Source organism: Coprobacter sp., from assembly GCF_982436375.1.
Map to the genome: position 1 here is coordinate 1 of NZ_CEWDCG010000072.1, position 13172 is coordinate 13172.

Annotated in this window: 4 protein-coding genes; all 4 read right to left on the reverse strand. The window is 39.5% G+C overall.

What is annotated here, in order from left to right; translation table 11 throughout:
* Positions 1-3326, reverse strand: a 3326-nt coding sequence (locus tag AC1WHX_RS05855; RefSeq protein ID WP_481228980.1) for a SusC/RagA family TonB-linked outer membrane protein, incomplete at its 3' end; no start/stop codon positions are given.
* A gap of 503 nt (positions 3327-3829) precedes the next feature.
* Positions 3830-8203, reverse strand: a complete 4374-nt coding sequence (locus AC1WHX_RS05860) for an endo-beta-N-acetylglucosaminidase (RefSeq protein WP_302545230.1) — start codon at positions 8201-8203, stop codon at positions 3830-3832.
* Positions 8204-8416: 213 nt separating this feature from the next.
* Positions 8417-10297, reverse strand: a complete 1881-nt coding sequence (locus AC1WHX_RS05865) for a SusD/RagB family nutrient-binding outer membrane lipoprotein (RefSeq protein ID WP_022389613.1) — start codon at positions 10295-10297, stop codon at positions 8417-8419.
* Between the two features lie 20 nt (positions 10298-10317).
* A partial coding sequence (locus tag AC1WHX_RS05870) for a SusC/RagA family TonB-linked outer membrane protein (protein WP_481228982.1) occupies positions 10318-13172 on the reverse strand: 2855 nt, incomplete at its 5' end.

Below are 13172 nucleotides of genomic sequence, written 5' to 3' on the forward strand. Positions count from 1 at the left end.
GTACGGGTATAAGGTACAGCCAAATAGTCTATCGCTGACGAATACATGTTGGTATCGTAACCACCCTCAGGGCTAGTTCCCGGTGTATGTTTCAGCAAATAGCACAAATTTCTGGCGACCAATGAAAGTCTGAGGTTTGTAAAAGGTGTTTTCTTCAATAACGTTTTCGGGAAACTATAAGACAACGCCAATTCTTTCAATTTTATATAAGAAGCATCATAAATAAACTCTTCAGCAAAACCATCCGTAGAACCGATAAGCTTATAATAATCTTCGGCTGATACCGGTTTTGTATTTTTTTCTCCAGAAACAGTCACACCATCAACGATTATATCCGTACGTTTTGCCGTACGTTTTGCCGTACCATAAAATGTTGCCATTGCCTCTGTCACAGAAACGATATCCCCGCCAAACTTCATATCAAACAAAGCCGACAAAGTGAAATTTTTATATGTAAAAGAGGGTGATACCGACATCAACAAATCTGGCTGGATATTTCCAATAGCCTTAGGATTTTTTTCCGAATTTACCAAAGGTAATCCGTCCTCACCTACGATAATACGACCCTCAATGTCTCGCGCATAACTTTTCCTCGGGAAAATATCGCCCAACTTCCCGCCAGAAAACGCTCCTACATTGACCAACAACTTTTCGGAATTATCAAAATCCATACGAGATACGCCATCGGCAAGTTCTTTCACGGTAGAACGATTATGTGCCAAGTTAACACCTAGATCGAAAACAAAGTCCTTTGTCTTTACCGGAGTCGAATAAATCATCAACTCGAGACCTTTATTTACTATATTTCCGGCATTAATACGTTTCCATGCATAGGCTCCACTCATGGGAACTTTCATCACTTGATTCTTTGTATCGCTATAATAATACGTAAAATCAAATCCTAAACGATTGTCAAAGAAACGCATATCCAGTCCGGCTTCATACGATGTAGCAATCTCCGGTTTCAGATTTGCATTTTCCAAAACATCTACGGCTGCCGCTTCCGGACCGTTCGGTGTCTGATGATATACAAAGCGGTTGTACAATTGATAAGGGTCTGTATCCTTACCCACTTGAGCAAAGGAAAGACGCAATTTTGCAAAATTTAGCCATGAAGGCAGTGAAGCATCCATTTTCCGGACAAAATCGGATATAACATAGCTCACATTTACCGATGGGTAAAAATAAGACCGATTATCGGAAGGCAGTGTCGATGACCAGTCGTTTCGGGCAGTTAAATCAACCGACAAATAATCATCCCATGCAAACTGAAACGTCGCAAAAAGAGAATTTACCCGCTTACGTTCAAACGCTTGCTCCGAAGCATTAAAACCAAGTGCCGAATTCAATACCCAATCGTCTTTTTTCCGCATATTACGGGCTGTACCCAATAATCCTTCAGAACGCATATCCATAAAATTCGCACCTAATGAATATCCCAACTGCACCCGATCTCCGACTTTATTGCTTCCAGTAAGCATAAGTTCTACATTTTGTTCAAAAAAATTATTTTCACGAAGATTCATTTCATCAGCCAATACCTCTTTTGTATAATCGGTACGGTCTGAATCGAACAACTGAGTACGATAATAATCGAACATATATTTCCCCGAGAAATGTAACCACGAAGTGAAATTCAACTTCAGATTATAATATCCGAAAGCCCGCCAACGATCATCATAATTGTCTCGTTGATTATTGATATAGTAAGGATTAAGATCGGTATTACTCGGACCAAACCAATTAACATGTTCACTGGTTTCAGTACGATAATGTTTCAAATCATCAAGGCTTACGTTATTAGGGATCATCAACAATTGGGCAATCTCGCCATATTTACCAAAATAAGGGCGATTATCTGCTTTCGTCCTCGACAAGGAGATCTTTGAGTCCATACTCAAATATTTATTAAAATCTGTCCCGGCTTTTAAGTCAGCATTATATTTCTGCAACTGTTCTTGGTGAAAAACCCCAGAACTCTTCACATATCCGAATGAAGCGCGGTAATTACTCTTCTCAGTAACCGTACCGAATGAAACATTATGATTTTGAGAAAACCCTGTTCTGAAATAGTCCTTTAAAGGATCTCCATATTTCTTATAATTACGGATCTCGCCATTCCATGCAATAAATTCATGACCATCCAATAAAGATCCCCAACTCCCCGACTTAGAAGCATCGGCAACTCCACCTTCTCCCTGGCCATAAACATCTTGCATATCAAGTGTCTCAGCAACTTGAGTCCAAGTGCAACTGCCAGAATAAGAGACACCCCAACCATCGCTTTTCGTTCCTCTCTTAGTCGTGATCAAAATAACTCCGTTACCTGCCCGGGAGCCGTAAAGTGCAGCGGCATTAGGACCTTTCAAGACTGAGATAGATTCTATATCGTCCGGATTGATATCAACCGAAGCTCCACCTCTGTCAAAGCCTCCGTATTCCGATGCAGTAGAATTATTCATATCACTAAAAGGCACTCCATCCACAACCCATAAAGGCTGATTATTATCCGACAAAGAAGAATTACCACGAATAGTGATCTTCGTAGATCCATTAAGCCCTGTACTTGAAGTATTCATCTGCAATCCTGCAACTTTTCCCTGCAACGCACTCGTTACGGATGGATCTCCGGTTTTATTCAGATCTTCACTTTTCAATTCTTGCACAGCATAACCCAACATTTTTTTCTCTCTTTTGATACCCAGAGCCGTTACCACAACCTCCGAAAGCACTTTATTATCTTCTTCTAAAGTTACATCGACGGTAGTCTGATCTTTAATTTCTACACTAAACGGACGATAGCCCACATACGTAATTTTCAGTTTTGCACCTACAGGAACGTCTAAAGCATATTTTCCGTCTATATCTGTTGCAGTACCGGTGGTAGTACCTTCTACTACCACGCTGGCACCGATAACAGTTTCCCCTTTCTCATCCTTTACGACTCCGGATATATGACGTTTTACCGTCTTCGATCCCGAGCTTCTTTTAGAAAGAAGGACTATCTGACGATTCGATATTTCAAAATCCAGATTCGTATCCTTCAAAAGGGCTGTCATGAGACTTTGCATATTTACATCCTTTACATCCAGCCTGACCTTTTGATTTACATTGACATTCTTTTCATCATAAAAAAATGTATAATCACTTACCTTTTCTATACGTGAAAGAGCTTCCCGAAGAGGAATATCCGAAAACGAAAGTGTAATCTTTCCGTCTTGTTCGGCAGCATAAATCTGCGAATGAACACCAAATGATAAAATGAAAATAAAGAATGCAAGTCGCCACAACTTACTAATTGATTTTTCTATTTCTCTGTACTTCATGCTGATTAGATTTATAATCTGTTATCTTCTTTTATTTATTGCCGGAATGGCCGGTTCCGGCAAACAATTATTTCAAGTTTATAAAAAGCTCCATAAAATATGAGCACATTCCTCCATAAATATATTTTATAAAAAATGACACAATACCCTCCGATAACCCTATACAGAAGAATATCTTTTTTTATTTTTTAACACATTAAAACACGACTCAAATGATTCTTAAAAATATAGTTTGACATTTTCCTCACAAAAAAATCACACTAAAAAAGTAACAACTTGCTTTCGTCAGAACAACTGTAACTCTATTGCAGAAAACTTAAATAGCCAATTAATAAAAACAACAAGACAATTACATGATTAATATAGCTTATTCTCATTTTTCTTGATACTTATCCTCATTAAATAAACGCACACTCTACAATTTCCTCCCACATGAATACAAAAAACGGGGATTCCTATTTTTAAAGTTCAGAATCCCCGCATTAAAAAATTAAAACTATTCTTTAACGAACGATAACTTTCACCGTTCTCACTCCATTTTTATCTTTAACAAGCAAAATATAAGTTCCCGAAACTAATCCTTTCATCGATAATTGAGAAATATTGCTCTCTGCTTGTATTTGACGGACCAAAACGCCTTGTAATGTAACCAATGAAATAACAGCACCTTGCTCTGTCTCAACGGTCAAAACAGCATTCGGACTTACCGGATTCGGATAAACATTTAATGCATCAACTGTTATTTTATTGTCTATCCCAGATACATCAGCTCTACTTTTTTTAGAAATGGCAAATATTACCGGAAATGCATATTTGTAAGAACTTTTATTCGTAAACGTAACAGATTCAACTGTCTTTGAATAATCTACAGACAAAGTCTTTTCAAATAACCTATATTGTAGCTTATCCCCCTCATTACGGTTTATTTGTTCAATCTCATCTGCACTATTTATAAAATTCCCTTGAGTAAGAATCTTTCCTAATCCATAAATTGCCTCTCCCTGATCCGGAGTCTCACTATGCCAACTTTCCAAATCAAATTCTGAAATTTCAGAAGCTTCCCCATCCGTATAATTAACGACAACAGAAATTGGAGAATTTTTTTCTCCAGCGCTTGTTGCCAAAAAATATAATTCTTCTATCCCTTTCTGTGGTTCAGCAAATTCAAGCGTTGCTTCTACAACATCTCCTCTTAATAAAGCTACATTTTTACCAGAATAATCAGCCAATCGATATTCAATGCCAGACGTTTTAGAAACCAGGCTCTTACTATTCGGAAGCGAACCGGCAACCTGTATATCTTCACTAAACAATGCCCAATCATCATTATCTATAGGCTGAGTAACATAATTTTTTGAAGGTTTTGCCTCTGCTACGACATCGTCCGTAAACCCGGCACCTATCGCCACAGGGCTTATTACGGGCACTGTCTTCGATTGCTCAAAAGCTTCAATTTCAGCAATAGAAACATACTGATATGGCATCACATCAAAACCAAATCCAAGATAGGCACATTCTTTTGAATCCGGGAAAATATACTCTGTCTCCCCATCCGGATTCTCAATAGTGGTTACCCGAGTCCATGATTTACCATTATTACTTACATTCACCGAAATACTCCGGATTATCTGCGTTTTTCCTGACTGGTTATTATTCGGCAAAAAGATTTTCACCTTTGCGATATTCCAAAAATCATCAGCTTTAAAGACAGCCCAAATATCTTCTTTATAAGACGATTCGGTTTCTATAACTTCTGCGCCTTCTGATACACGATCTCCATCTGTCAACTTTTCTGTTGCAAATTTATCATAAACAGCATCAGGATTATAGTCTGAATGATACTGTCTCAACTCAACAGTTCTACCCAATAGAATATTGGCCGCATCAGGATTATCTATTTGCACAGCGATAGCCCGCTCTTTGTAACTTGTACCATTATTCAGCGTAACCAAGACTTTTGTCGTACCTATCGCCTCTCCTCCGATCAATGTTACATAAAATTTACTATTAGCAACATCTTCCTCAATATTCCCTACCTTCACATAATTTTCATTACCAGAAGTTACCGTACATGCAAAATTCTCATTACGTACATCACCATTCAAATCATAAGCAACTTCAATAGTCTTACTTTCTTTACTTTTCAAGGAAACTTCTCCCGGTACCGTAACTTGTAAATTAACAGCATCTTTACCGTATACTTCAAACTCCCAAATACGAATTGTCATCGAATTATCATCATACGGATTAAATTTCACATACCGAGCCTTTGTAGGAGCAATATAATCTTCCTTTATAGTTTCATTTCCTACTCCGGTTTCATCAAGTACCAAGGTCCAGTTTACCTTATCGGTACTCACATAAACCCGATAATTGTTAAAGTTAGCTCCGCTTTCATTATGTTTACAATCATAAGTCTTAAACTTATAAATATTGTATAACCCCTCCAAGTCTATAATCGCCCAACTTTCATTTGCTATATTACACCATTTTGAACTGGTATTCCAAGGTTTCAAATCTCCATCAATCAAATTTTCCGGAGATTCAGTCTCGTTTGTAGATCCGCTGAAGCTATCAATTTTCTTATGTAACGCAACATTTGTCAATTTTTCTGCCGAATTCACCTCAAGTGCCATTGCCTTATAATCAGTAACCCCTGCAGCATTCGAGACATGAGATGTTATTTCAAATTCTCCTTCTCTCAAACATTTAACAACAATTGTCTTTTGATCCTCCGAGACAGATACTTGTTCCAATCCTTCAGGAACGTCCCATTTATAATCATATGGAAATCCTGTGGCCACCGCCTCAATTGTCACCTTATCCCCAATTGATGGATAACTATTACTTACCCTATAATATACAACAGGTGCCGTAGCTTCAGGATAATCAACTCGATAAGTGACGCCATCGGCTTCTTTAAGATCCTTAGATACAGGTTTTAATATAACATTTACGAAAGTTTCTGTTCCTACTCGATTAATTTTAGGGATATAAAAACCTTCTCCTCGAGTCTGACCTACTAAAGTAGTGCCACTTCCATTTTGCAAATAAACATTAATATGATCAAGATTTTCTCTTTCTGACTCATTAACGTCCCATACAATACGGAAATCACCACCATTCTCCCCTAATTTATTTTGCATTTTAACATTAGTAATGCTTGGAATTGCAGGAGCATAACGGTCGGGAATAATACCCAATTGGCCTAACGATGCTGTATAAGAAGCGACTTCTGTTGCCGACTTGAAATTCAAAGCTATGATATATACGGTTTTACCGGCTAAAGAAGAAAGGTCATACTCGGCAACAGTCCAACCGTTTTGAGTCGTAACCGAAGGATTCGACAATACATTCCACTCGCTATCGACGGCACTGGTTGTTCCGAGTTTCACTTCGATAGAATTTTCTGTATTGGTCTGATATACCAATTGGAACTTATCTCCCGACTCTACAGAAATCATTGTCTTATAAAGACGAGTAAGATGATCTGCATTGGCACTCAACTTTCCGGTAACTTTTAAGCTGGTACCAAAATTATAAGCATTATCCCAATCGATATCGATACTCAAATTGTCTGCAGCATTATTTTCGATCCACCAGCGCCATGTCGGCATGATATTTTGCATACCCCGATGAGACCAATCCTGTGTTCCTCTTTTTTCTCCGTTCACGAAACGGTGTTTCCCCAAGCCTGTAGAGAAAGCCGTTACAAACGGTTTATATTGTATTACCGACCGTTCCAAGACACATCCCGAAGCTCCCGGCCAACCATTACGTCCGGAAACATCTGTCGGATCTCCGGCATTATTTACCCAGAAAATCTCTTCGTTACGGAAAGTTTTTTTCTGAGCTGCATACATCTGAGGACCGGTAGTGATATGTTGATCTTCTACAAGACTTTTAATATTATCTTTCCAGATACGTTCTTCCGGACAGAATAAATCCAATGATCCGCCATGATCCGTTTCACCGAAGACAGAACGCCATTCATAACCCGTGCCGGTCAAGCCTCCGCTTACACATTGAACCCCACAATACAGTTTTTGCAATGCTTGTTCCTTAGTAAAGCCTTCTTTCATAAGATTATTAACCTGAGATCTCCCGCTCGAAGCGCTACCGTATTCAAGGAATTGAGAAGTATTCACATGCGTTTTCATTATCTCCGACGAATAACTTTGACTGGCATTATACCACTGTATCTCCATGTACGTATCTCCAGCTTCATCGGCATATTTATAAAAGTCCTTTATAAACGGAGCCCAATCTCCCGCTACTCCTCCTCCCGGAGTCTCCTGATTGATAAACCAGCCGTCAAAACCGCAATATTTGGCGATCTCATACAACTTCTTTGCATAGACATAACGTCCTCCTTCTTTTGTTGTCAACATAGCTTGCGGCCAAGCGACATTTCCACCAAAAGCACTCGGTGGGAAAAATATTTGACCGAGAATCTTCACACCGTTCATGTGAGCCATATCGATCATCGGAGCTGAAGGAGGACATATAATCCCTTCTCCTGCCGACCCTGCCCAATAAACGACCTTATCCATATATTGCCAATAAGTAGGGTTGTAGAGATAGAAATTATTAGCATCTTGCGACGGACAAGCACCGCAATCCTTAAACAGGATAGTGGAGTTACATACTTGCCCTTCATAGAACTGATACTGGTTGGCTTTTATCAAAGAAGGTTCTTTGAAACGTTCTGCCAGCCTAACCGTACTCCGGTTGAATTTTGCATCCGGATCGGTTTCGGGACTCCATTCCCTAATATCTTCTGGATGCCAACACCCCGAATAAGGCTGTTGGGCCTGAGAATACCACGAAAACACAGAAAGCATTATCGCGGAAACAAGTAATTTTTTTAGATTCATAATTATAATTGTTTTACAAGATTAAGGTTATTGTGTTTTCCTAAAATCTATAGATGTAAAAATACGCCTTTATTAATAAAAGCACTATAAAATTATCGTATCCTACGTTTTTTATCGTTATATTTCTTACAAGCTAAAACCATCGTTTCTAAAAGCCAATCTAAAAAATTTCTTTACAAGAAATAATGGTTTTCACCTGTATTACAAGATATATCAGAATTTCAATTTCGATAAGGTAGCCGACCGAAAGTTATTCGGTTTGTTGCGCTCTCCCGCATCATTATTCGTATCGGCGACATCCCACCATAAGCGTGAACCTTCTGTATCTATCTGAGTAGGTCTCTGTTCCGTCTTATTATTCACTTCACTCAATGGATATAAAAGACGTTTGATATGTTTCCCGTTAGGAACACTTCCCCCCGAATTATTGGTAAGTTGATTTGCCAAACGAGGATAATCCGTACGGCGGAAATCTGCCCAACCTTCATTCCCATTCGGGAAAACAGCCATCCACTTCTGTGTAATAATCTGCTCAAGAATAGCTTCCTTATCTGATCCGGAAAACGGATTTGTCTCTCCCTCTTGATATATTTTCAAACCGTTTATATAAGAAGTCGCCTCTGCTTGTGAAATCTGATAATAATCCATAGAAGCCTGTATTCCGGCTTTAAAATAACCTTCGACACTATTATTAATTTCTGCTCCCGTCCATCCTCTCAGCACAGCCTCAGCTTTCAGGAACAAAGATTCTGCATATCCCAACCACACGGTAGGGCGAGCATAATTGAACCAATATTTAGGATCTAAGATTTTAGATTCCTGCCTATTCATCTTCGTACGAGTCAAACTATAATCTCCCGAAGCTTGGTTTACATCCTGATATCCTCGTTTACATCCGGTAAAATCATTTTTATCATCTTCAACTCCGTTTTCCAAAGCATTCATAGTACTCGGACGATACCAACAAACTAAACAGCGGGGATCTATAATCTTCGTTATATAATTATTACGTCCGGTACGGATTTGATATTCACCGCCACCGACACTCAAATTTTTATAGAACTGCTCTAAATCCCATGAAAGAACACTCTCTCCGTTATAGGCTACGCTGCACATCGCCAACGGATTCTCACTTCCTCCTTCATCCATGCCACCCATATCTTTCGGTGCAAACTTGGGAACAGTACACATATTATCCTCGTTACTCATCATAAGTCCCAACTCACTATCCCCCGCTTTTTGCGCTGCATTCAATGCGGCCATGCCCTCGGTCCGAGCCCGGTCGGGATCGACATTAGAGATACGCAACGCCATGCGCAAACGGAGAGTATTGGCAAATCTCACCCATTTCTTCGCATCTCCGAAATAACATATATCCTCTGTCCCGAAAGAATACTGATTCGCATCATTCACATCTATACTATCCACAGCTTGCTCCAGCATACGGAACATCATATCATAAACCTGTTCTTGCGTGTTATACGGAATATTATCGGTTTCGGGAACTCTGGCGCGCACATACACGTCAAACGGCATATCTCCGTAAGTATCGGTTTGTGCCAATGCCAGAAAAGCATAATAGATACGGGTCATATAAAACGCATTCTTGTATCTTTCGGGCTCATCATTAAACTTAAAAGCTCGTAATAAACGACGATACTCATTACTACGGTCATTATAAAAATGTTCCCATCTTTTACCCGACCAACCGTCAGTATAATTATAGTCAGGAGAATTTCCTGCATGATTTTTCTGGTTATTAGCAACATAACCGGCATAAATATCATGACTAAGATTGGTCGTAATCTGATAATCATTATAATATCCCTCGTAAATGAAATTCCGGAAAGTCGAAGCTGCAGAAGCCAATTCCGACTGTAATGCGAGCGAATCCTCTTTTGACACTTTAAAGTCGATATTGATATCGGAATACTTCGTCCCGTCATCACCGGTATCTGTGTCATTTCCTCCTACGGTAGCATCTTTAATCTCATAAGGATTTTCATTGAGTTCTCCTAAATCATAACAAGATGTTACCAACCCCAAAAATAAAGGGGCAATCATTATTCTGGTTAAAACTGATTTATATTTCATGATATATTGGCTGTTATAAATTAAAATCCGATATTGACAGAAAATCCGAATGTACGAGTATAAGGTACTGACGTAAAGTCAATTGCTTGAGAGAACATGCTGGTATTATATCCCCCGTCGGGATTTCCCGGAGCATGTTTCATCAAAAAACCGAGATTACGACCTACAAAAGATAAGCGTAATGACGTAAAGGGAGTCTTCTTCAACAGTTTTCTCGAAAAATTATATCCGAGAGAAAGTTCTTTAAGTTTAATATACGAAGCGTCATATACAAATTCTTCAGCATTTCCGTTCGTTTTATTAAGACCGATTTTCTGATAGTAAGACTGAGCATTGCACCAAACGTCGTTAGGAGTCCCGTCTTCTTTTACACCGGGCAATAAAATTTTCCAGCCGTTATCTTCCGATCCCCGGTTTTCCGTGCGCTCTGCAGTACCGGCATTTGTTGCCATACCCTCAGAAATAGAGACAATATCTCCTCCGAATTTCATATCGAACATTGCTGACAGCGTAAACCCTTTGTAAGAAAAGGTCGGAGTTACCGACATCAACAGATCCGGTTGTATATTTCCTATCGGATGAGACAAAATATAATTTAAATCCGCTTCATTATTATCTTGAGGAAGGCCGTCTTTCAATATCAATTCACCTTTGTCATTTCTTTTAAGAAGATGACGGGCATATATATCTCCCAATTTGCCTCCGGCAACTGCTCCGACCCATACGGGGAAATTATCGTCTCCGTCAAAGAAAACATAATCTTTGCCCTCATACAATTCTTCTACCGTAGATAAGTTCTTCGACAAGTTTACATTTATATCGAACGTAAAATCTTTTGTCTGCACAGGAGTAGCATAAACCATCAATTCGAATCCTTTATTCGTAATCAAACCGGCATTGATCCATTGTGCCGTCCACGGAGAAGCTGCAGGAATACTCATGATCTGGTTTTTAGTCCGGCTATAATAGTAGGTAAAATCAAATCCCAATCTGTTCTGAAGGAATTTCATCTCTAAACCGCCCTCATAAGAAGAAGATATCTCAGGTTTCAAGTTATCGTTCGCCTTGATTTTTCCTCCGCTTTGATCGAGTACACGAACACCGTTCTCATATTTATATTTCACCGTATTCACCAATTGATAAGGATCTGTATCTTTTCCTACTTGTGCTGCAGAGACACGAACCTTGGCAAAATTGAACCATGCAGGCATTTGGTGACCATCCAATGAATTGACAAAATCAGAAACGACAAAACTTAAGTTGGCAGAAGGATAAAAAAATGAGTTATTACGAACCGGCAATGTAGAAGACCAGTCATTACGAGCCGTCAAGTCTAACGAAAGATACTCCCTAAAAGCCAACTGCAAAGATCCGAATACCGAATTGGTAGCTCTTTCATAACCGCTATTATCTGCCGTATTCAATAACGCTCCCGTATTGAATATCCATTGATCTTTCGATAACATATTACGTACCCCGACAGAAAGACTCTCATAATTCTGGTACATGAAGTTGGCACCGAGCGTATATCCGATTCTGAAATCCGATCCGATGCGGTTATCTCCATTCAACATAAATTCCGCATTCTGTTCAAAGAAGTTTTCCTCTCCTCGTGACATGCCGTCATTCGTCTGTTGCGTTACAGAAGTTATACCTACCCCATTACCCAAATCAGAATCATATAAACGGGTACGGTAGTAATCAAAAGCATATTTTGCCGAAAAATGCAACCAATCCGTAAAATTGATCCGGGCGTTATAATACCCGAAAGCACGCCAACGTTCATCCGAATTTTGCAATTGATGACGCACATAATACGGATTAAGGTATTCGAGTGTAGGTCCGTACCAATTTACATGCATTTTCTCGGCTGTCGTATATTGCTGAAGATCAGAAAGACGAATATTGTTCGGGATAGAAAGCAACTGAGCGACTTCTCCACCTAAACCGTAATAAGGTCTGTTTTCTGCTTTCGTCCGGGAAACCGAAACTTTTCCTTCCATAGAAAGATACTTGTTCAATTCAGTTCCGGCTTTCATATCCACCGTAATCTTATCCAAAGTCTCACCCTTAAACAATCCGTCATTGCCATTATATCCGAACGAAGCCCGAAAATTGGATTTTTCTGTTACATTCCCTACCGAAACACTATGATTTTGAGCAAAACCTGTATTAAAATAATCTCTCAAAGGATTCCCGTAACGAGTATAGGGCATCTCTTGACCGTTCCATGCCGTCACCATTTGTCCGTTCAACGGTGCACCATAACTAAATGGAGAGTCTTTATATACACCGCCCTCTCCTTGTCCGTACTTATCCTGCATATCGAGGGTCTCGCCCACTACACTCCAAGTAAATGTACCATTATAGCTAACCCCGAATCCATCTTTCTTTGTTCCTTTTTTCGTCGTTACGAGAATCACCCCATTACCGGCACGAGAACCATAAAGAGCCGCGGCATTCGGTCCTTTCAAAACCGAAATAGACTCTATATCATCGGGATTAATATCGATAGATGTTCCTCCTCGGTCGATTCCCCCGTAAAAAGAAGCACCAGAAGTATTGTTATCAGTAAAAGGAACACCATCGACAATCCATAAAGGCTGGTTATTATCTGTCAAAGAAGAGTTTCCTCTTATAGTAATCTTTGTAGAACCGCCAAGACCGGTACTTGAAGTATTCATTTGAAGGCCGGCAACTTTACCCTGCAACGCACTTGTAACAGAAGCATCTCCAGTCGTGTTCAATTCATCGGCCTTGATGTCCTGTACCGAATAACCCAACATCTTTTTCTCTCTTTTGATACCCAAGGCCGTCACGACAACCTCCGAAAGCACTTTATTATCTTCTTCTAAAGTTACATCGACGGTAGTCT

Coding starts and splice junctions, on each gene's coding strand:
- AC1WHX_RS05860 (WP_302545230.1), bottom strand. CDS start 8,203: ATGAATCTAAAAAAATTACTTGTTTCCGCGATAATGCTTTCTGTGTTT.
- AC1WHX_RS05865 (WP_022389613.1), bottom strand. CDS start 10,297: ATGAAATATAAATCAGTTTTAACCAGAATAATGATTGCCCCTTTATTT.